Origin of the sequence: Puniceibacterium sp. IMCC21224, from assembly GCF_001038505.1 — a bacterium.
In the GTDB taxonomy this organism is placed as follows: Bacteria; Pseudomonadota; Alphaproteobacteria; order Rhodobacterales; family Rhodobacteraceae; genus Puniceibacterium.
The window spans coordinates 257577-278924 of the sequence record NZ_LDPY01000001.1 but is presented as its reverse complement, the minus strand read 5'-3'; the positions used below and the strand labels follow the sequence as shown (position 1 = coordinate 278924).

Sequence of the window (21348 nt, the reverse complement as noted above, 5' to 3'; positions counted from 1 at the left end):
TGCGCGGAAACGGGCCGGTGTCACGAACCGTGTAGCAGCGAATCCCTGTCGAGGATAAAGTCAGATGCGATCCAGAGGTCCTCTAATTTTTTGAGTCGGGCACCCAAAGCCGGGCCGGAAAGCTCTGGCATCAGGTCGTGGGCCGTGACGGGAAACCGGGCGGTTGCCCCCCGGTCTGATGCGACAAACGCCGCCGGATTCAATGGTAGTTCAAACAATGCTGCGCGTAACAGAAGGACGTCCCGTGCAAAAGCCGCGCCATGACGATAGCCCAGCGCGGCGGCGCCGTCAGCCGATTCAATACCATCGCGCAGAGCCAAAAGATGACGCTGGTCCGCCCGGGACAATCGCAGGGTCGCACCATCAGCAAACCCCAGAACCGCTAGCCGACGCAACGCATCAGGCGCTATAGCGAACTGCCTCTCGATGTGAATCAACGGACCAAGTGCATGCGGCACCGCACCCGGCAGCACACGACCCAACACCCCGGTCGCCCGCATCGTCGCCACCGAAGGCGCAGGATCGGGTGCCGCGAGGAGCTTGATAACCTCGCTTCCGACCCGTTCCCGTGACAAATTATCGAGACCGTCAAGATGGGTTGCAATGGCCGCAAGCGCCTGGGGATCCAGGCCGGCAGCAGGATCGCCGTACCAAGCCACAAAGCGAAAAAACCGCAGGATGCGCAGGAAATCCTCGTTAATGCGGCGGTCGGGGTCTTCGATGAAACGCACGCGACGCGCGCGCAAGTCAGCCAGCCCAGCCAAAGGGTCGCAGAGCTGGCCAGTGGAATCGACATAGAGCGCATTCATCGTAAAGTCGCGGCGTCGGGCATCCTCGGTCACGGCATCGGAAAAGCGAACAGTGGCGTGGCGACCATCCGTCTCGATATCAGCGCGAAAGGTGGTCACTTCGTAGCCGGTTCCGTTCGCCACAATGGTCACGGTACCATGGTCTATGCCGGTTGGAACCGCCCGTAATCCGGCTTTGGCCGCCAACTCCATGACCATCGCAGGGCGCGCATCGGTGGCTATGTCCACATCCGCTACCGGCATCCTCAGAACCGCGTTGCGCACACAGCCCCCAACGGCGAATGCCTGATGACCGGCGCCTGTCAGCATGCGCAGCACGCTCTGGGTTCCAGACTGCTCCAGCCATTCACCCGAAACCTTCATTCCGACATACGATCAGCGAGCGCACGCAATATTCGCGCCGTCGCCCCCCAGATGTAGTAGGGTCCGAATGGCACGGTGAAATAGTTTCTGCGCGATCCGCGCCAGCGGCGCGACTGCGTGGAAAATCGTGTCGGGTCAGTGATATGAGACAGCGGCACGGCAAAAATTTCAGCCACCTCACCTGGCTCGGCAACTGGTTCAAACGTGCCACGGACCAGCCCGATGACTGGCGTTATGATAAAATTTGTGACTGTTTCGTGGCTAGGCAGCGTCCCGATGACGTCAACCTGTTGGCGTGGCAGCCCCACCTCTTCTTCTGCCTCGCGCAGGGCGGCCGCGATCACATCCGTGTCGCCGGGATCAAGCTTGCCTCCAGGAAAGGCGATTTGCCCGGGATGATGCCGCAATGCCGACGACCGCTTGGTCAGAATCACGTCATAGCCTGCTGACCCCGGTACAAGAGCCAGCAACACGCCAGCAGGCCGCAAAACACGGTCCGGGGGTAATACTGTCTCGGGGTTCAGATCAAAATCCGAGGACGCGGCGCTATCCAGCGTCAGCGCCCTGCGGATCTGATCAAGCTGGTCAGTCGCCATTCGCGCCCTGCGCCTCGAACCCGACGGTTGCGGGGTCCAGATCGTAATGCGCGCCGCAAAACTGGCAATCCGCTGTCACACGCCCATCATCCGTGGTCATCTTCTGAATATCCTTGGCAGAATAAATCGACAGGCTGTGCTTCACACGGTCTTCGGAACAGGTACAGCCAAACCGCACCGGCTGCGCGTCAAAGACCCTGGGATTTTCTTCGTGAAACAGTCGGACCAGCAGGTCGGTGGGCGGGAGCGTCGGGCCGATCAGCTCAAGCTCTTCGACCGTATCGAGCAGGATGTTGGCGCGGTTCCAATTCTCGCCCTCCTCGCCATCAATCAAATCATTGGGCTGCAACAGCCCGCCGTCCCCCGATCCGCCGTCTTTGGCAAATGGCGACGCCTTGGGCATATGTTGCAACATGACGCCGCCGGCGCGCCAATGCTCTGCCACACCCGGTTCTGCACTACGGCCAAAGCTAAGTGCAAAGCGGGTCGGAAGCTGTTCGGATTGGGCAAAATAAGCCTGCGCACATTCTGCCAGCGTCTTACCCGTCAGCGGCGTAATACCCTGATAGGGCGTCATCCCCTCGCCCTGATCAATGAGCACGGCAAAATAACCGTCACCCACTTGCGCCATCGGCGGCTCATCCGTCAGGCGATCAGCGTCATAGCTGGCGTAGGCGCGAATGCGGGCAGGCTGGTCATCCGCCTCGGGGCCGTAAAAATCAGTCGCGATCATGCGCACCGGGCCCTTGGATTGAACCTGAAGCGACAACTTCCATCGCAGTTTGATCGTCTGACCGATCAGCGCCGTGAGCAACGCCATTTCAGCCACCAGCGCCTCGACTTGCGGTGGGTAATTGTGCTGCTTGAGGATACCGTCCAATACACCATCAAGCCGTGCAACACGGCCGCGGATATCCGAACGGTCCAGCTGAAAGGGCAGGACGGTGTCGTCCCAGGCGAGTTTTAGTCCAAGGGTCATGGGGTTTCCTTATCTGCCACGCGTTGGCATACCGCGTCTATATAGGCACAAGTCGGCAGGGTCCAAGAGGAAGAGCAATGACACCACGTTTCGGAGAGCCACCAGAACCAGGTCGTCGCTACAGTCTACGACCCGGAGCCTATGCTATCTTGCCGCGCGGCGCAGCGCTGTTGCTGACCCATCAGGACGACCCGCACCCGGAATACCAATTGCCCGGCGGCGGTATCGACCCCGGCGAATCACCCCTGACGGCCCTGCATCGCGAGGTGTTTGAAGAAACCGGGTGGTTGATCGCTCGGCCTCGCCGCTTGGGTGCATTCCGGCGATTCACCTTTATGCCCGAATACGACATGTGGGCCGAAAAGCTCTGTATCATCTATCGCGCGCATCCCGTCCGCCCCATCGGTCCCCCAACAGAATTGGGACATGAGGCCGTCTGGATGGCATCCACCCTTGCCGCCGAAGTTCTGGGAAATCCCGGTGATCGGCATTTTGTGACCCATTATTCCGGCTGAAGCACATCAAATTCCAGCAAAGTGGCGGAAACGTCATCTTCCAAACCACCGCCCGGAGCCATCCCCTGAGTGAGGCGCCAGAACAAATCGTCAAGGAACTCTGGACCTTGCGCACCTCGGGCGGTTTCGCGGACGAGACGCAAGAGCCCCTCGTCTCCCAACATTTGGCCGTCGCTCATCACCGCCTCGCTGAAGCCATCGGTATAGAGCAAAAGACGGTCCCCAGGTCGCAAGAATAGGGTCTGCCGTTCATATTGCGCCGCCTCGACCAGCCCGACGGGCAGACCGCCATTTCCGACAAACGCGGCCTGACCGTCAGCGCGCAACAGCAGCGGTGGTGGATGCCCAGCCTGCACCAGCCGCACCTCTCCGCTGGACAAGTCCGCGGTCATGTAGAGCATGGTCAGATATTCCTCGATCCCTACATCCGATGAAAGTCGCTCATTCAGCATCGTCGCCACCACTTCGGGTGGGCGCAGGGCATGAAACGTGTCAAACCGACGCTCGAGTCCCAGATTCTGATCGGGATAGCGGCTGCTGAGATAGCCCGCCACCCGTGCCGTCACCAGGGCCGAGGTGATGCCATGCCCGGAAACGTCGATACTGTAAGCGCCAAGCCTATCGTGCGCCGGACTGAACATACCCACCAAATCGCCACCGACATGACCACACGGCTTTAACAGCAGGCTGACCTGCGACGTGCCAAAGCGCCGTGTGCGTTCGGGGACCAGTGATTCCTGAATCAGCCGCGCCTGTTTCAAATCCTGATCAATAGCATCATAAACGGTTTGCAGTTGAGCGAGAGTGTTCGAGATCAGCCGGTTTTTTTCGCTAAGCTCCCGCTCCATCGACACGACGCGAGCGCCGGCATTTATGCGCGCTCGCAATTCATGCGCATTGACCGGCTTGGTCAGGAAATCATCAGCACCGGCGTCCAACCCCTGCGCCACCTCTCCCTTGTCGGATTTAGAGGTGAGCAGAATGAAGTACCCATAAGCATCGCTTGATAAGCTCCTGAATTGACGACAAAATTCAAGCCCGTCCATACCTGGCATCATCCAGTCCGACAGCACCAGATCGGGCGCAAAGCGCTGCGCGATATCAAGCGCCTCCTCACCGGATTCCGCCTGCATCACCTGGTATCCCCAGCGGTCGAGCATCGAGGTAACAATCTTGCGCTGAAGTCGGCTATCGTCAACCACAAGGATCCGCTGCACCGCTGCGCGAACCATTTCTGTGTTAGCCAGATTTTGCGCTATTGGAATCACACCATGACCTTACGTCCGAAAGAGAAACTGAGCAGTTCCCGATGAATACCGCGCCCGTCTTTAACATCGAGTGAACTCTAAAATGCGCGGTATTTGACCCCTATTGGTAACACCCTGTTTACGTTTACACGTCAGAGTTGCAGCAAACGGAGGGTTTCGGAATGATCGACTGGTCGCGGGTGCGCGAACTGTGTGATGAAATCGGCGCAGATGATTTTGGCGAAGTGGTTGAACTGTTTCTTGCCGAGGTTGAAGAAACACTTGATTCCTTGCCGACTCGGATGTCCGACGCAAACGCACTTGAGAATGCCCTGCATTTCCTTAAGGGAAGCGCCTTGAACTTGGGCTTTTCGGCGCTGGCGCAGCATTGCCAGGCCGCTGAGCGGGCAGCGGCTGGGGGGGATGTTGTCGGGATCGACCCCGGGCACGTTCTCTCGATCTACAACATGTCACGAAAGCTGTTCCTGACTGAACTGCCGAAACACATGGCGGCCTGATACGTCCCGCCGGGTTCGCGCATCGGTCAGATCAGAAACTGCGCCAGAACCTCGTCATCAGTGATGTCCTGATAGGTGAACCCGTTGGTGTCGAGTTTGGCAAAGAACGTCGCAAAATTGGCGGCATCAGTGGTTTCGATTCCAATCAGCACTGATCCAAAGTTGCGCGCGGATTTCTTGAGATACTCGAACCGGGCGATGTCATCCTCTGGACCCAGAAGCCCAAGAAAGTCCTTCAACGCACCGGGCCGTTGCGGCAACCGCAGAATAAAGTACTTTTTGACCCCTGAAAACCGCTGCGCGCGTTCCTTGACCTCGGGCAAACGCTCAAAATCGAAATTGCCGCCGGAGGTGACGCACACCACGGTGCGGCCACGGATCGACTGTCCCAGATCTTTGAGAGCATCAACCGCCAGCGCGCCGGCCGGCTCCAGCACAATGCCCTCAACATTCAACATGTCGAGCATGGTTGTGCAAAGCCGATCCTCGGGGATCGTCAGTGCGTTGGCCAGGCCCACGTCGCGCAGGCGGGCAAACGTGCGCGCACCGATCTGACCCACGGCTGCGCCATCCGCAAACGTGTTGACCTTATCGAGCTTGACCGGCCGTCCAGCCTTAAGTGCCGCCCGTAAACAGGCGCCGCCCAGCGGTTCGACAAAGCTGTATTGCGTGCCGTTGCCAAAATAGCTGATCGCGCCTGCCGACAGTCCGCCGCCACCGACTGGAATGATGATATGATCCGGCAGACGTCCCAACTGCTCTTCGATTTCGACCGCAACTGATGCCTGACCTTCTATTACATCCTCGTCGTCAAACGGCGACAGAAAGTAGCCCTTGGTTTCAGCGCAGTACGTTTGTGCCGCACGCAAAGTATCGTCGAAATAGTCGCCCGTAAGGCGGATTTCCACCGCGTCACCACCAAACATCCGGGTCTTCTGGATCTTTTGCTGCGGCGTCGTGACTGGCATAAAGATCACGCCATTCACCCCAAAATGGCGACACATAAAGGCGACGCCCTGCGCGTGATTCCCTGCCGAGGCACAAACATACAAAGGCACTTCGGGACGTTTGCGCATCGCGTTGAATGCCCCGCGCAGTTTATAGCTGCGGACCGGCGACAGATCCTCGCGTTTCAGCCAGATATCTGCATCGAACCGATCCGACAGATGCGCATTGCGCAGCAGTGGCGTCGCGGGAAAGACATCCCGCATGGCAACGGTTGCGGCACGGGCGGCAGTTTGAAAATCGGTCATTCCATTGACATGGCGCAGGACAGAGCTTTTCGCAAGATGTCAGTCGATGGGCCGCTTTTGGATAAAATGGCCATATAGCGTCGTCAGTACGGAAATCCCGATGATGGTCATGAACCAGTTCACCACGATCCCGTAGACAAGGTCGATGAGTGATCCCGAATTATTGTGGATCAGGCTCGGCAGCATGACGATGATGCTAGCCCCTACAACCAGTGCCGCCAGCACTGTGAAGGTTCCGGATTCGCCCGATGTCGCCCGCCATGCCTCTGACAAAGGCAGGCTTTCGCCCAGCGCAGAGGCTGGCAACATCACCGCAAGCCGGAAAAAGATAAAGGCGGCAACCCAGATCATCGCCATATAGACCACCCCCCAAGCCGCCGGCTCCACCGAGAGGACCGCAACCGCCGGTATGGCAGCGATCGTGACCCCCAGACCAACGGCGAACCCCAGCAGGATCGACCGGCCAAGATAGCCCACCATACATGACCCGTGCCACCGCGGCAGCCAGCCCGCGGGATATTCCTCTTTTAAAACAAAACGATGCCAGGCTACGGCGATCCACAGACTGGCCAGAAGCGCAACGATGCCCATGACCAGCGCTTGCAGCCCAGATCCCGGCGTCATGGCGGGCATCTGCGCGCCAACATCGTTCGTAATCAATTGCGGCGGGTTCAGAAACAAAGCGATCTGATTGACCGCCTGCACCAGGTAAAGAACAATCGACACCCGGAACGCCTGATCGAGATTGCGAAACACCAGCCGCACCGAATGAAGGAAGATCTGCCAGCCTTTCATCGCGTTGCTCCTATAATTTACCACCAGCGCAGAGTTAACATGCAGATACCTGCCCACAAAGGGGCAAACCTTGCCCCGCATCGGAAAACCGGATATTCGCGCGCCAAACATGCAGAGGAAATGCCCATGTCCGCGCCCAAGAAAGTCGTTCTGGCCTATTCCGGTGGTCTCGATACGTCGATCATCCTGAAATGGCTGCAAACCGAATATGGTTGCGAGGTTGTGACCTTTACCGCCGATCTGGGCCAGGGCGAAGAGCTTGAGCCGGCGCGGGAAAAGGCGATCCTGCTGGGGATCAAACCCGAGAACATCTATATTGAGGACGTGCGCGAGGAATTTGTGCGCGACTTCGTATTCCCGATGTTCCGCGCCAATGCGCTGTACGAGGGGCTGTATCTGCTGGGCACGTCCATCGCACGGCCGCTGATCTCAAAACGGCTGGTCGAGATTGCCGCCGAAACCGGTGCAGACGCCGTGTCGCATGGCGCAACCGGCAAGGGCAACGATCAGGTGCGGTTCGAACTGGCGGCCTATGCGCTGAACCCGGATATAAAAGTGATCGCGCCGTGGCGTGAATGGGATCTGTCGTCGCGGACCAAACTTCTTGAGTTTGCAGAGAAAAACCAGATCCCGATTGCCAAAGACAAGCGGGGCGAGGCGCCGTTTTCGGTCGATGCCAACCTGCTGCACACCTCTTCCGAGGGCAAGGTGCTGGAGGATCCGGCGCAAGAGGCCCCCGATTACGTCTACCAGCGGACTGTGAACCCCGAAGACGCGCCCAACACGCCGGAAATGGTCGAGATCACCTTTGAAAAGGGTGATGCTGTGGCCATCAATGGCGAGGAAATGTCGCCCGCGACCATCCTGACCAAACTCAACGAACTGGGCGGCAAGCATGGCGTCGGGCGGCTCGACCTGGTCGAGAACCGCTTTGTCGGGATGAAGTCGCGCGGCATGTACGAAACCCCCGGCGGCACGCTCCTACTCGAGGCACATCGCGGGATCGAACAGATCACACTCGATTCCGGCGCGGGCCACCTCAAAGACAGCATCATGCCGCGCTACGCCGAACTGATCTATAATGGTTTCTGGTTCAGCCCCGAACGCGAGATGATGCAGGCCCTGATCGACAAATCCCAAGAGCACGTGTCCGGCACGGTCCGGATCAAACTCTACAAAGGTTCAGTTCGCACCGTGGCGCGGTGGTCAGAGCACAGCCTGTATTCCGAAGCGCATGTCACATTCGAAGAAGATGCCGGTGCCTATGACCAAAAGGATGCACAGGGCTTTATTCAACTGAATGCGCTGCGTCTCAAACTTCTGGCCGCCCGCAACCGGCGGCTAAAAGGCTAAGCCAGCCAAACAGATCTGTAAAACTGTTCCCCGTGACTGTCTGACACAATCACGGGGCACTCGTTATGCTCGGGCAACATGCCTTCAGGAATACTGATTACACTTGGACAACACGCCCAAGGATTATTGGCAAAAGCGTCGCGGCCCCGGCCGTCCCGATTATCCACGCAGATCCTTGTAAAAGAGTTTCACACAGGAGAATTATTTTAGCCGACGGGATGCGAGCCGTTCATATGGCACGAGGGCAGCATCGACGATCTCTGCAGCCGCCCCTGACAAAAGCGGTAGCGGTCCCTCGACCTCAGCAAAACTGGTCGAACGATGAACGGCGCCATACCAGATCGGCGCCCAGACACCGTCGGCGGCATGTCCGCCAGCGGGCCAGGATAACATCGCTGGATCAAAGGGCAGATTGATGGCCGCGCACAGCTTGCGCAGCATCTCTTCGGGCGCGCGACGGATATCCGCGCTGTCGATGATCACCGGATCCTGCCCCATCGCCCGTATCTCATCATACAGCGCCGCCTGCTGAACGAACCCAATATCGTCGAGCGTGACCGCCTGATATTTGGCGCCAAAACTGGCGACAACCCGGGCCGGATGACGGATAAGGAACACGTTAACCACCTGTGCCATCCAGTCACGCGCAATACCGGGTAACATATGCTGCGTCATATGCTTTTGATAGCTGTGCGGCTTGGCGCCCGGAACTGGTCCCCGCAGGGCTTCGGCCACTTGCTTGGCACTCTCCGGGCGACTGGTTAGGATCTCTTCGCGCATTGGATGGTTCAACCCGCTGCGCCGCAAATAAGGTCCGTAAAAGGGTTCGTCCACCACATGAAAATCGGCGCGATTGCCAAAAGCGTACATCATCGCAGTCGACAGGTTGCGCGGCCCGGACCACATGGCGATCCGCATTATTCGGCTCCCTCGGGGCTAAATGTCATCAACTGTCTCCCTGAAACGTGTTCGGTCACGCCTGCTCAACATGGCGTGACCCGCGCTGTCAACATTTGCATTGCAACACCCCGGCAGGCACCGTGCAGCCAGAGGAGAATTATCATGCATCGTACCAACATGTTCAAACCGGCCCTTCTGGGTTTGCTCGCCTTTGTCGGGCTGGCCATCCAACCCGACCGCGCCCAGGCAGAAGAAATCATCGTGGCCGGCGGCTGCTTTTGGTGCGTTGAATCCGACTTCGAAAGCGTGCCGGGTGTACGCGAGGCAGTGTCCGGCTATACTGGCGGGACAACTGCAAATCCGACCTACAAGCAGGTCGGCAAGGGCGGCACCGGGCATTACGAAGCAGTAAAAATCGACTACGATCCGCGCAAGGTCAATCTTGACCAGCTTTATGCCATGTTCTTTCGCTCGGTCGATCCCACCGATGCCGGTGGCCAGTTTTGTGATCGGGGCGCAAGCTACCGCACCGCAATCTTCGTCACGAATCCTGCGCAAAAGACCGCTGCGGAAAAAGCCAAGACCGATGCACAGAAAACTCTGGGGCAAAAGATAGTCACGCCGATTCTGCCTACCTTACCGTTCTATAACGCCGAAGATTACCATCAGGATTATTACAAAGGCAGCAACCGCGTCCTGACCCGCTTTGGAGCAATAAAACAGTCGGACGCATACAAACGCTACCGCGAGGGCTGCGGCCGCGACGCCAGGATCAAGGCGCTTTGGGGCGATGCCGCGCCGTTTGTACACGGATAACGCTAAAGCCGCGCGTTGTGAATATCCTTCAGATCTGGAATCACATCAGCCGCCCCCCGGCGTGTCACCATGATCGCCGCGGCGCGGCTCGCCAGCCCAATGGCCTGCTGCATCGGCATCCCGCGATCCAGGCCAGCCAACAGATAGCCGGTAAACGTATCGCCGGCCCCGGTCGTGTCCACCGGCGTGACCGGAATCGCCGGGAAATCCAGCATGACACCGGTGTCGGTGTTGATCCAGCGACACCCGTCAGCCCCCAGCGTCACCACGATGTCACGCACCGGCAGTGCTTCGATATTATGTCCGATGGCTTCTTCCAGCTGTGCCGCCTCAACCGCGTTCAGCACCAGTATATCCAGTAGCGGCAGCACCGCCATCACGGCCGACGCGTCAAAAGGTGCCGCCGCATAGACAATCCGCATCCCAAGCGCCGACGCCCTCGTCGCCGACTCAGCTTGGGCGTTGGTTTCGTTCTGCATTAGAAAGTTGTCGCCAGAGATCGCCCCCGCTAGCGCGCGATTAATGTCATCACCCGAAAGCTCTAGATTTGCTCCGGGGAATAGAACGATCGCATTCTCTCCATCGTCATCCACCATAATATACGCGTGCCCGGTCGGGGCATCGACCGTCGAAATGAACCGTGTATCCACGCCATACTCCAACAGCCGCTCAACCGCCCAGGCACCATCCACACCGACCGCGCCGATATGCACGACATGGCAACCCGCTCGCGCCAAAGCCACCGACATATTTGCGCCCTTGCCACCCAGCCCACGCGAAGCCCCGGTCGAGGCCAATGTTTCACCTGGCCCAGGAAGGCGCGGCACCTGATAAACCAGATCCGCATTGATCGAACCAAGGTTGAATACCGTCACGACACCTCCTGCTTCTTCTCTTTAAAAATACGCAAATACGCCCCCAGCCACAGGCGCCGTCATCCCACCTTGCACGCTGCCAACACTGCCATATTCAGAATGTCACTCGCCGTGGCGTTGGTCGAGCAGATCTGAATCGAATGACCGACACCGGCCAGAATAGGCCCGATCACTGTCGCCCCTCCCATTTCCTGCATCAGCTTGACCGAGATCGAGGCAGAGTGCCGCGCCGGCACCACCAATATGTTGGCCGGTCCGGTAAGTCGCTGGAACGGATAGGCCTCTTGCGCCTTGACGTTGAGCGCGACATCCACCGTCATCTCGCCCTCGTATTCAAAATCGGCGCCTCGTTCATCCAGGACGCGAGCGCCCTTGTGCATCTTTTCCGCCCGCTCTGATACCGGGTAGCCGAATGTCGAAAACGAGACAAAGGCCACACGCGGCTCCAGCCCAAGATGCCGGGCAACGCCGGCCGCGTGTTCGGCGATGTCCGCCAGATCATTCTCGTCCGGCCATTCATGGACCAAGGTATCTGCGATCAGCACGATACGGCCCTTCTGCAGCAACGCCGTCACGCCCGCTGCACCGTGTTCGGCATCAGCATCAAAGACGTGGTTGATCAGTTCCATCACATGCGCCGACTTTCGCGTCACACCGGTGATCAATCCATCACCGTGACCATGCGCCAGCATCAGTGCCGCAAAGACATGCCGGTCCCGCGAAGCAAGCCGGTGAATATCCGTCCGGTCGAAACCCTTGCGTTGCAGCCGTTCATAAAGAAACGCCTTGTAGGTATCGAGATGCGGCGTGTTGGCGGCATTCACCACCTCAATCTCACTGACCGCATCGCCCATACCAGCGGCCTCAAGCTTGGCCTTCACGTCCGGAGCGCGACCAACGATAAGCGCCTGCCCCAGACCCGAACGCTGATACATCACAGCAGCGCGCAGCACGCGGGGGTCATCACCTTCGGCAAAGATCATCCGGGCCTGCGCCGCGCGGGCACGCGTGTTAATGCCACGCAGAATGCTGGCGGTCGGATCCATTCGCGACTTGAGCGAAAGCTCATAGGCCTCCATGTCGATGATCGGGCGGCGGGCGACGCCGGTATCCATGCCGGCCCGCGCCACGGCCGTCGGAATGCGATGGATCAGCCGGGGATCAAATGGGGTTGGAATGATGTAGTCGCGACCAAAGCTCAGCGTCTTGCCATAGGCCAGCGCAACCTCATCCGGCACATCCTCGCGCGCCAAAGCCGCTAGCGCCTCGGCACACGCAATTTTCATATCGTCGTTGATAGCACGCGCGTGAATATCCAGCGCGCCACGAAACAAATATGGAAATCCAAGAACATTGTTTACTTGATTGGGATAATCGCTGCGCCCGGTGGCAACGATGGCATCTTCGCGCACGGCATGCGCCTCTTCTGGCGTGATCTCAGGATCGGGGTTGGCCATCGCAAAAATCACCGGGTTCGGCGCCATCGACAACACCATCTTTTGCGTCACGGCACCTTTGGCTGACACACCCAGAAAGACGTCAGCATCCTGCATTGCCTCTTCGAGTGTACGGGCATCTGTCCGGGCCGCGTGCGCCGATTTCCACTGGTTCATCCCCTCAGTCCGGCCCTGCCAAATGACGCCTTTGGTGTCGCACATAATGCAATTGTCATGCGTCGCGCCCATCGACTTGAGCAGTTCCAGACAGGCGATGCCCGCCGCACCAGCGCCATTCAGGACAATCTTGACCTCACCAATCTTTTTACCCGACAGATGTAGCGCGTTGATCAGACCCGCAGCACAAATCACGGCAGTGCCGTGCTGGTCGTCGTGAAAGACCGGGATATCCATTTCTTCCTTGAGACGCTGCTCGATGATGAAACATTCCGGCGCCTTAATATCCTCAAGGTTGATACCGCCGAATGTCGGCCCCATCAGGCGCACGGCACGGCAGAATTCGTCCGGGTCCTCAGTATCCAGTTCGATGTCGATCGAGTTCACATCGGCAAAGCGTTTGAACAGAACAGACTTGCCCTCCATCACCGGTTTCGACCCCAACGCGCCCAGATTGCCTAATCCCAGCACCGCAGTGCCGTTGGAAATCACCGCAACAAGGTTACCCTTGTTGGTGTAATCATAGGCTAGTTCGGGGTTTTCGGCGATTTCCAGACATGGCACCGCAACCCCCGGCGAATACGCCAGCGACAGGTCCCGCTGCGTCGTCATGGGGACAGTGGCCTGCACTTCCCATTTGCCCGGCGTCGGGTCGAGGTGAAAGGCCAGAGCCTCTTCGCGGGTATATTTTTGTCTGGACATGTGCGGCGTTCTCCCCTGGCAGCTCAGTGGTATTAGCGCAGGGGCGGCAACACCTCAACTGTGGTCGGTTTGGGCTTTCATGCAACGGGTGGGATTTGTAAGGTCTGGCGCAGCCTTCAGGGGGTTAAAATGAACGCAGTCACGCCAATGATGGCGCAATATCTTGATCTCAAGGCGCAGTATCCGGACGCATTGCTGTTCTACCGGATGGGCGATTTCTACGAGATGTTTTTCGATGACGCCGTCGCTGCCTCGGCGTCGTTGGACATTGCGCTGACCAAACGGGGCAAACACGACGGCGACGATATCCCGATGTGCGGCGTCCCCGTTCATGCCGCCGAAGGGTATTTGCTCACGCTGATTCGCAAGGGGTTCCGCGTCGCTGTCTGCGAACAGATGGAGACTCCGGCCGAGGCAAAAAAACGCGGCGCAAAATCGGTGGTTCATCGCGATGTTGTGCGGCTGGTCACGCCCGGAACGCTGACCGAAGAGAGCCTGTTAGAAGCCCGCAGGCACAACTATCTGGCAGCTTTGGGCCAAGTCAGAGACGAATGGGCGCTATCCTGGTGCGATATCTCGACCGGCGTGTTTCACGTGATGTCGCTGGGACAGGCCCGGATCGGGGCCGAACTGGCGCGACTGGCGCCTTCCGAAGTGTTGGTGTCGGACTCGGTTGCGGACACCCTGCGCGAGGTGCTGAGCGATCTTGGCGTCGTTCCCACGGTGCTTGGCCGGGCATCCTTTGACTCGACAGGGGCTGACGCTCGGATGTGCGCCCTGTTTGGCGTTCAGTCGCTTGAGGCGTTCGGACGGTTCTCCCGTACCGAGGTGGCCGCCATGGGCGCGCTGGTCGACTATCTCGACATTACGCAAAAGGGCAAGCTGCCGCTGTTGCAACCCCCCCGCCAGGATCAAGTGTCGCGCTTGATGCAGATCGACGCCGCAACCCGGCGCAATCTGGAATTGACCCATGGATTAAACGGCGGCCGGGCCGGATCGCTGTTGTCGGTGATCGACCGGACCGTCACGGCAGGTGGCGCTCGGCTTCTGGAACGGCGGGTGACGTCCCCGTCGCGTGAACTGGCCATCATCACAGCCCGGCAGCAGGCCGTTACCTGGTGCCTTGAGATCCCGGATGCGGCTCTGTTCCTGCGAGATGCACTGAAACATGTGCCCGACCTAGACCGGGCGTTATCGCGGCTGGGACTGGATCGCGGCGGACCACGGGATTTGGCAGCTGTACGCAATGCGCTGGAACAAGCTGAAGCGATCGCGCAACGGTTAGCCTCGCTGGACCTGCCGCAGCATTTAACCGACGCACGCGCATCGCTAAATGGTCACACGTCGCTGATCGCGTTGCTGGGGGATGCGCTGATTGCCGAACCGCCGTTGCTGGCACGAGACGGCGGATTTATCAACCAAGGCTATGATCCGGCGCTTGACGATGCGCGCACCCTCCGAGACGAGGGGCGCGGTGTCATTGCTCGAATGCAGGGCGAATACGCAGCAGAAACTAGTGTTTCGTCACTGAAGATCAAGCACAACAACGTTCTGGGCTATTTCATCGAAACGACAGCGACCCACGCGGAAAAGATGCTGGCGCCGCCACTATCGGAACGGTTCATTCACCGACAAACAACTGCCAATCAGGTGCGGTTTACCACGGTGGAATTATCCGAGCTGGAAACCCGGATTCTAAACGCCGGCGGCCAGGCGATCGAGATTGAAAAGCGGCTCTTTGATAGTCTCAAAGATGCTGTTCTGGATCGCGCTGCCGAGATTTCTCTAACTGCTCTCGCGCTGGCCGAATTTGATCTGGCCAGCGGTTTGGCGGATCTGGCGAGCGATCTGAACTGGTGTCGTCCGCGCGTCGACGCCAGCCGTGCATTCGAAATAATCGGTGGGCGGCATCCCGTGGTGGAACGTGCTCTCAAATCTCAGGGCGGCGCGGCATTTATCGCCAATGACTGTGAGCTGTCTCCCGAAGATGACGTTGCGGCGGTGCAATTGCTGACCGGGCCGAACATGGCTGGTAAATCGACCTATTTGCGGCAGAACGCACTAATCGCGTTGCTGGCGCAGATCGGTGCCTATGTTCCGGCGTCGTCGGCGCACATCGGGCTGGTCAGTCAGATTTTCAGCCGTGTCGGCGCGTCGGATGATCTGGCGCGGGGACGGTCCACTTTCATGGTTGAAATGGTTGAAACGGCGGCAATCCTAAATCAGGCCGATGATCGGGCGCTGGTCATTCTGGATGAGATCGGGCGCGGCACCGCAACCTATGACGGGCTCAGCATCGCCTGGGCCACGCTAGAACACTTGCAGGCGGTGAACCGGGTGCGGGGACTGTTTGCAACGCATTACCACGAGTTGACCGCGCTTGCCGGTAAATTGCCCGGTGTCAGCAATGCCACCGTCACGGTCAAGGAATTCGAGGGCGAAGTCATCTTTCTGCACGAGGTCCGCGCCGGTGCCGCTGATCGCAGCTATGGTGTGCAAGTGGCGCAACTGGCCGGATTGCCGGCCGCTGTGATTGCACGCGCCCGCAGCGTGTTGAATGCGCTTGAAAAGGGGGAACGCGAAAAACCATCCCCAAAAGCGTTGATCGACGATCTGCCGCTATTTTCGATCGCAGCCAAGACCCCGACACCAAGGCAGAAACCCGACCTCGCTCCATCCGAACTAGAGACACGGATTGAGGCACTGCACCCAGATGAGATGTCGCCGCGCGAAGCGTTGCAGGCCCTGTATGAATTAAAGGCGCTGGCCAAAAAATAAGGCGGGGAAACCCCGCCCTACCTGTGTTTCACGTGGAACCGCGATGCCTTAGCTCGCGGGCATCGAGCTGACACCGACCTGCGCCGGGCGCAGCAGACGATCATAAAGCATAAAGCCTTCGGCCGACACTTGGATGATATCGCCGGCCTTGGTGCCGGGCAAAGGTGCCTCGAACATGGCCTGATGCTGCTGTGGATCAAACCGATCTCCCACGGCGGGCGAAATCGGCTGGATGCCGTGCTTTTTGAACACGTTGGTCAGCTCGCGCAGCGTCAGTTCCACCCCTTCAAGAAGGGCGGCGGAAACTTGTTTCTGCTCTTCGGTCGCGGCAGCCAATGCGCGCTGCATGTTATCATACACCGGCAACAGATCGCGGGCGAGCTTGGAACCGCCATAATTCTCGGCTTCGCGACGATCCTTGTCCGCCCGCTTGCGCGAGTTTTCGGCATCGGCGAGGGCGCGCATGAACCGGTCCTTCAGTTCATCGCGTTCAGCCCGAAGGGCGTCCATCTCGGCCTCGACATCGTCGATTTCGGCAAAATCTGCCGCGTATTCCTCGGCTGTGGCATCGTCCACATCATCCAGGAAGTCATCTTTTCTTGGGTCTGCCATTCGTCACCTCTAGCTGCGGTCGGAGATCAGCTTGCCGACCAGCTGTGCCGTGTAATCCACAATCGGCACAATACGTCCATAGTTCAGGCGCGTGGGTCCGATGACTCCAACTGCACCAATTATCTTACGATCCGCGTTCATATATGGAGAGACCACCAGAGAGGAACCCGAAAGTGAGAAAAGTTTGTTCTCTGAGCCGATAAAAATGCGCACACCCTCGCCATCTTCCGTCAATTCCAGGAAATCCGCGATATCACGTTTGCGTTCAAGATCGTCAAACAGGCTGCGGATACGGTCGAGCTGGTCCGCCTGACCGTTTTCACCCAGCAGATTGGCGCGACCGCGAACGATTAAGCGGTCGGATTGATTGCTGTCCTTGTCCCAAGCGGCAAGCCCGGATTCCACCAGATCATGGGCCAGGCTGTCAATTTCCTGCCGTCGGTTTGCGATCTCCTGCGCCATGACGGTACGCGTCTCGGACAGGGTTTTACCTTCGATCAGAGCATTCAGAAAATTCGCGGCCTCACGCATCGACGACGGGGTCTGACCTGGCGGCGGCGTGAAAACACGATTTTCGACATGCCCATCTGCGAACACCAGAACTACCAGCGCACGGTCGTGGCCAAGGCTGACAAATTCGATGTGACGGATTGGCGCCTCGTGTTTTGGGGTCAGAACAAGCGACGCGCCTTGTGTTACCCCCGACAGGGCCGAGCCGATGCGATCAAGCAAGCCGCCAACATTGTCGGACTTGCCTTCCATTGTTGCATCGATCTTTTCCCGATCCTGAACATCAAGATCCCGGACTTCGAGCAAACCATCGACGAACATCCGCAGGCCAAGCTGCGTCGGGATACGTCCCGCACTGACATGCGGACTGTCGAGCAATCCAAGATATTCAAGATCCTGCATCACGTTCCTGATCGTCGCCGCTGATACCTTTTCGTTCAAAGTCCGCGTAAGGGTGCGGGAGCCGACTGGCCCCCCGCTATCAAGATAGCCTTCTACCACACGGCGAAATACCTCGCGCGAGCGGTCATTCATTTGGTCAAATATTTTCCGTCCGTCAGTCATGATATTTCCCATTGCGGGGGTCATTAAAGGCGCTGAAGTTCAAAGGTCAATCGCCGTTGGCAGGCCGGTTGGTCGTGGCCATGCACATACGGGCAGGGTTGCGTTGTCAGAGTGCGGGCCCTATCCCGGCGATGTCAGGAATAAGGAACAAAACCATGCGACCGTCTGGACGAGTGTTAAGCGAAATGCGCGCCGTTTCAATCGAAACCGGTGTGACAAAACATGCAGAGGGGTCCTGCATGATCCGGATGGGTGACACCCACGTGCTGTGCACCGCTACAATCGAAGACCGCGTGCCGCCGTTCATCAAGGGATCGGGCCTGGGCTGGGTCACAGCGGAATACGGCATGTTGCCTCGGTCGACCACCAGCCGGATGCGGCGCGAAGCGACGACCGGAAAACAGGGCGGACGCACAGTCGAGATTCAGCGCCTGATCGGCCGCAGCCTGCGTGCCGGAGTCGACCGCGTTGCGCTGGGTGAGAGACAGATAACGGTAGACTGCGACGTCATTCAGGCTGACGGTGGCACCCGGTGTGCGTCGATCACGGGCGGCTGGGTTGCGCTAAAACTTGCTGTCAACAAACTGATCAAGGCGCGCATGATTGTGAGCGATCCGCTGATCTCGCCTGTCGCGGCAGTTAGTTGCGGGATCTACGCAGGCCAGCCCGTGCTGGATCTGGATTATCCCGAGGACAGCGAAGCCGGAGTCGACGGCAATTTCATCCTGCGGGCTGACGGCCAATTGATCGAAGTACAAATGTCGGCCGAGGGGTCCACTTTTTCCCGCGCGCAGATGGGTCAATTGATGGATCTGGCAGAAGCCGGCGTCGCTCAGCTGGTCGAAGCACAGTTGAAAGCCGTCGCATGACACGGCGCTTTGACGGCAATCGATTGCTGGTGGCAACGCATAATGCCGGGAAACTGGTAGAAATTGCCGATCTGCTGCAGCCGTTTGATGTCGCAGTGGTGGGGGCAGCCGCAATGGGGCTGCCCGAACCCAACGAAACCGGCACCACCTTTGCCGAGAATGCCCGGATCAAGGCCCATGCCGCAGCACAGGCGACCGGCCTGCCCGCCTTGTCCGACGATAGTGGCATCGCTATTGATGCACTGAACGGTGAGCCCGGCGTGTATACAGCGGATTGGGCTGAAACCGGATCTGGGCGGGACTTCGTGATGGCAATGACCAAGGTTCACGATCTGCTTCAGGCCAAGGCGGCCCCTGCCCCAAGGTTAGCCCAGTTCTGCTGTACACTGGTTCTGGCCTGGCCTGATGGGCATGACGAGGTATTTCCCGGAGTGATGAAAGGTCAGTTGGTTTGGCCCATGCGTGGGGATCAGGGTCATGGATATGATCCGATGTTTCAGCCGCAAGGATACGACATAACATTTGGCGAGATGGACCGATTTGAGAAAAATCGTATCTCGCATCGTGCGGACGCCTTTAGCAAACTTGTCGAGGGTTGCTTTGCCTAGCGCCCGTACGATTCAGGACTGGCAGCACGGCGGCTTTGGCCTGTACGTCCATTGGCCGTTTTGCGAGGCCAAATGTCCCTATTGCGATTTCAATTCACATGTAACGTCCGGGATCGACCAGGTTCGTTGGGCGCGGGCCTTGTGTTCCGAAATCGAGCGTGTCGGAAAACTGACAAAAGGTCGGGTATTGAACTCAGTCTTTTTTGGCGGCGGAACACCCAGCCTCATGCTGCCGGAAACAGTTTACGCCATCCTTGAAACTGTGCGACGAACCTGGCCGCTTGCCAACGATGTCGAAATCACCTTGGAAGCCAATCCACGCTCAGTCGAGGCTGGTCGCTTTCGCGGCTACTCAGATGCCGGCGTGAATCGTGTGTCGATGGGCGTTCAGGCATTGAACGATCCGGATCTTCGCCGGTTGGGTCGTCTGCATGACGTCGCCGAGGCGCGACAGGCGTTTGATGTCGCACGGAGTGTGTTTGATCGAGTGAGCTTTGATCTGATCTATGCGCGACAGGATCAGACGCGCGACGCCTGGCGGGCAGAATTGACCGAAGCGTTGGCAATGGCTGTCGATCATCTGTCGCTGTACCAATTGACGATTGAGGGCGGAACCGCCTTTGGTGATCGATATGCCCGAGGTGGGTTGAAAGGTTTGCCTGACGAAGACCTAGGCGCTGACCTGTACGAAATGACCCAGGATCTATGCGATGCAGCGGGAATGTCGGCCTATGAGGTGTCAAACCACGCCCGCGCCGGGGCCGAATCGCGACACAATCTGATCTACTGGCAGTATGGAGATTACGCCGGTGTCGGCCCAGGAGCGCACGGCCGTCTGACTTTGGGAGGATTGAAACAAGCGACAATAGCTTGGTCATCGCCTGGAAAGTGGTTGGCGACTGCCGAGGCTGGATCCGGAGAAATGTCGACCGAGCATGTATCGCCCCGAGATATGGTATCCGAATACCTTATGATGGGGCTACGTATTTCCGCTGGCCTTGATTTGGTACGTCTAGACGCGATCCTACCAGATGCCTTGGACACCGAAATAGTTTCCCGTCTTGAGGCCCTTGGATTGATCTGGCGACGCGATGGACGCATGGGCACCACCGCCCGTGGGCGGCTGGTGCTGAATTCGGTTGTTGCGGAACTGATACCCGATTGAAATCTAGCGCGATGCGCTAAGGATCATGCAAAGCGCGTCGAGCTGTTCTAGCGTCTCATAGCTGATCGTTAGACGACCGGATTCTTTTCCAGGAAGATGTTCTATCGTCACGCCCATGCTGAGCGCAGCAGACAGGTCTCCTTCGAGCGCCTTGGTATCTGCGTCTTTTTCGATCCCATTGCTGCCTTCGGGTCGCCTGCGTTTTGGGGCGTCCGAGTCGCGCGACTTGACCAGCTTTTCAGTTGCCCGAACCGAAAGTCCCTTCTTGACCACGTCTGATGCCAGCGACGATGGGTTCGTCGCCGTGATCAGGGCCCGGGCATGGCCGGCGCTGAGATCGCCGTTCGTCACCAATATCTGAACATCGTCAGGCAGATTGAGCAATCGCAGAAGATTGGCGATATGGCTCCGGGATTTTCCCAAAGCCTCCGCCATTTTCTCCTGGGTATGGCCAAACTTGTCCATCAGCTGGCGATAGCCGGCTGCTTCTTCGATCGGATTCAGGTCGGCGCGTTGAATGTTTTCGATGATTGCAACTTCGAGAACTTCGGTATCATCGAAATCCCGGATCAGCACAGGTAGTTCATGCAGCTGCGCCATTTGCGCCGCACGCCAGCGCCGTTCACCTGCAACAATTTCGTATTCCCCATCACAGTTGGGACGGGGCCGTACAATCAGCGGCTGGATGACTCCCTTAGCGCGGATTGAGTTGGCGAGCTCTTCGAGCTGATCCGGCGTGAAGGTGCGGCGCGGCTGATCCGGGTTCGGAAAAATCTTTTCAACCGGGATTGCTCGATCCGCGCGGTCATTTTCTTGAGCCGTCGTATCGAGATGCGGCTCAACATCAGCCATCAGCGCCGAGAGGCCGCGCCCAAGGCCGCGGCGGGTATCACGTTTTTCCACCATCG

General features: G+C 58.5%; 20 protein-coding genes. 8 read left to right on the top strand and 12 right to left on the bottom strand.

All coding sequences use genetic code 11. From position 1 onward, the window contains the following. Nucleotides 1-20 precede the first annotated feature (20 nt). From IMCC21224_RS01295 to IMCC21224_RS01285, 3 genes are read right to left on the bottom strand one after another with little or no spacing between them, the layout of a single operon-like run. On the bottom strand, nucleotides 21-1172 hold the full coding sequence (locus IMCC21224_RS01295; protein ID WP_047993805.1) for a CCA tRNA nucleotidyltransferase: 1152 nt from the start codon (nucleotides 1170-1172) through the stop codon (nucleotides 21-23). Next, nucleotides 1169-1768 (bottom strand): CoA pyrophosphatase, encoded by a 600-nt coding sequence (locus IMCC21224_RS01290; protein ID WP_047993804.1) that lies wholly within the window; start codon nucleotides 1766-1768, stop codon nucleotides 1169-1171. The genes IMCC21224_RS01295 and IMCC21224_RS01290 overlap by 4 nt, the downstream gene beginning before the upstream one ends. Continuing rightward, nucleotides 1758-2747 (bottom strand): Hsp33 family molecular chaperone HslO, encoded by a 990-nt coding sequence (locus IMCC21224_RS01285; protein ID WP_047993803.1) that lies wholly within the window; start codon nucleotides 2745-2747, stop codon nucleotides 1758-1760. Before IMCC21224_RS01285 ends, IMCC21224_RS01290 begins: the two co-directional genes overlap by 11 nt. A 77-nt stretch (nucleotides 2748-2824) precedes the next feature. Here IMCC21224_RS01285 and IMCC21224_RS01280 point away from each other — a divergent pair, with 77 nt between their 5' ends. After that, nucleotides 2825-3262, top strand: coding sequence for an NUDIX hydrolase (locus IMCC21224_RS01280; protein ID WP_047993802.1), 438 nt, complete (start codon nucleotides 2825-2827; stop codon nucleotides 3260-3262). Here IMCC21224_RS01280 and IMCC21224_RS01275 read toward each other — a convergent pair. Beyond that, nucleotides 3250-4494, bottom strand: coding sequence for a PP2C family protein-serine/threonine phosphatase (locus tag IMCC21224_RS01275; protein WP_156178073.1), 1245 nt, complete (start codon nucleotides 4492-4494; stop codon nucleotides 3250-3252). The two genes, IMCC21224_RS01280 and IMCC21224_RS01275, sit on opposite strands and share 13 nt — an antisense overlap. A gap of 197 nt (nucleotides 4495-4691) precedes the next feature. Between IMCC21224_RS01275 and IMCC21224_RS01270 the strand changes: the two genes are divergently transcribed. Beyond that, the gene (locus IMCC21224_RS01270) at nucleotides 4692-5027 is read left to right on the top strand and encodes an Hpt domain-containing protein (protein ID WP_047993800.1); all 336 of its coding nucleotides are present in this window, start codon (nucleotides 4692-4694) and stop codon (nucleotides 5025-5027) included. A 26-nt stretch (nucleotides 5028-5053) separates the two neighbouring features. Here IMCC21224_RS01270 and ilvA read toward each other — a convergent pair whose 3' ends face one another. Together ilvA and IMCC21224_RS01260 are read right to left on the bottom strand one after the other, a co-directional pair. Beyond that, nucleotides 5054-6280 (bottom strand): threonine ammonia-lyase IlvA, encoded by a 1227-nt coding sequence (ilvA, locus tag IMCC21224_RS01265; RefSeq protein WP_047993799.1) that lies wholly within the window; start codon nucleotides 6278-6280, stop codon nucleotides 5054-5056. A gap of 39 nt (nucleotides 6281-6319) precedes the next feature. Beyond that, a complete protein-coding gene (locus IMCC21224_RS01260) occupies nucleotides 6320-7075 on the bottom strand; it encodes a hypothetical protein (protein WP_047993798.1) in 756 nt (251 codons plus the stop codon). 126 nt (nucleotides 7076-7201) lie between these two features. On the opposite strand from IMCC21224_RS01260, the gene IMCC21224_RS01255 reads away from it, so the two are divergent. Then, nucleotides 7202-8428, top strand: a complete 1227-nt coding sequence (locus IMCC21224_RS01255; RefSeq protein ID WP_047996775.1) for an argininosuccinate synthase — start codon at nucleotides 7202-7204, stop codon at nucleotides 8426-8428. Nucleotides 8429-8629: 201 nt separating this feature from the next. Here the strand turns inward: IMCC21224_RS01255 and IMCC21224_RS01250 are convergent, their stop codons facing one another. Continuing rightward, nucleotides 8630-9346: a sulfotransferase family protein gene (locus IMCC21224_RS01250; protein WP_047993797.1), complete on the bottom strand. Its 717-nt coding sequence runs from the start codon at nucleotides 9344-9346 to the stop codon at nucleotides 8630-8632. 144 nt (nucleotides 9347-9490) lie between these two features. Here IMCC21224_RS01250 and msrA point away from each other — a divergent pair, with 144 nt between their 5' ends. Further along, nucleotides 9491-10144: a peptide-methionine (S)-S-oxide reductase MsrA gene (gene msrA, locus IMCC21224_RS01245; RefSeq protein ID WP_047993796.1), complete on the top strand. Its 654-nt coding sequence runs from the start codon at nucleotides 9491-9493 to the stop codon at nucleotides 10142-10144. Nucleotides 10145-10146: 2 nt separating this feature from the next. Here the strand turns inward: msrA and IMCC21224_RS01240 are convergent, their stop codons facing one another. Together IMCC21224_RS01240 and IMCC21224_RS01235 are read right to left on the bottom strand one after the other, a co-directional pair. Beyond that, on the bottom strand, nucleotides 10147-11019 hold the full coding sequence (locus tag IMCC21224_RS01240) for a ribokinase (RefSeq protein WP_047993795.1): 873 nt from the start codon (nucleotides 11017-11019) through the stop codon (nucleotides 10147-10149). Nucleotides 11020-11078: 59 nt separating this feature from the next. Next, the gene (locus IMCC21224_RS01235; protein ID WP_047993794.1) at nucleotides 11079-13334 is read right to left on the bottom strand and encodes an NADP-dependent malic enzyme; all 2256 of its coding nucleotides are present in this window, start codon (nucleotides 13332-13334) and stop codon (nucleotides 11079-11081) included. Nucleotides 13335-13463: 129 nt separating this feature from the next. Here IMCC21224_RS01235 and mutS point away from each other — a divergent pair, with 129 nt between their 5' ends. Continuing rightward, a complete protein-coding gene (gene mutS / locus IMCC21224_RS01230; RefSeq protein ID WP_231581992.1) occupies nucleotides 13464-16112 on the top strand; it encodes a DNA mismatch repair protein MutS in 2649 nt (882 codons plus the stop codon). Nucleotides 16113-16160: 48 nt separating this feature from the next. Here mutS and IMCC21224_RS01225 read toward each other — a convergent pair whose 3' ends face one another. Next, the gene (locus tag IMCC21224_RS01225; protein WP_047993792.1) at nucleotides 16161-16724 is read right to left on the bottom strand and encodes a nucleotide exchange factor GrpE; all 564 of its coding nucleotides are present in this window, start codon (nucleotides 16722-16724) and stop codon (nucleotides 16161-16163) included. Nucleotides 16725-16733: 9 nt separating this feature from the next. Further along, entirely contained in the window at nucleotides 16734-17798 is a 1065-nt protein-coding gene (gene hrcA / locus IMCC21224_RS01220) for a heat-inducible transcriptional repressor HrcA (protein ID WP_047996774.1), read from the bottom strand. Between the two features lie 155 nt (nucleotides 17799-17953). Between hrcA and rph the strand changes: the two genes are divergently transcribed. Genes rph through hemW form a run of 3 tightly spaced genes read left to right on the top strand, consistent with a single transcriptional unit; the run spans nucleotide 17954 to nucleotide 20440 of the window. Beyond that, entirely contained in the window at nucleotides 17954-18667 is a 714-nt protein-coding gene (rph, locus tag IMCC21224_RS01215; protein WP_047993791.1) for a ribonuclease PH, read from the top strand. Further along, nucleotides 18664-19275, top strand: a complete 612-nt coding sequence (gene rdgB / locus IMCC21224_RS01210; RefSeq protein ID WP_047993790.1) for an RdgB/HAM1 family non-canonical purine NTP pyrophosphatase — start codon at nucleotides 18664-18666, stop codon at nucleotides 19273-19275. Before rph ends, rdgB begins: the two co-directional genes overlap by 4 nt. A gap of 10 nt (nucleotides 19276-19285) precedes the next feature. Next, nucleotides 19286-20440, top strand: a complete 1155-nt coding sequence (gene hemW, locus IMCC21224_RS01205; RefSeq protein WP_047996773.1) for a radical SAM family heme chaperone HemW — start codon at nucleotides 19286-19288, stop codon at nucleotides 20438-20440. A gap of 3 nt (nucleotides 20441-20443) precedes the next feature. Here the strand turns inward: hemW and IMCC21224_RS01200 are convergent, their stop codons facing one another. Then, nucleotides 20444-21346: a ParB/RepB/Spo0J family partition protein gene (locus IMCC21224_RS01200; protein WP_047993789.1), complete on the bottom strand. Its 903-nt coding sequence runs from the start codon at nucleotides 21344-21346 to the stop codon at nucleotides 20444-20446. Nucleotides 21347-21348 lie beyond the last annotated feature (2 nt).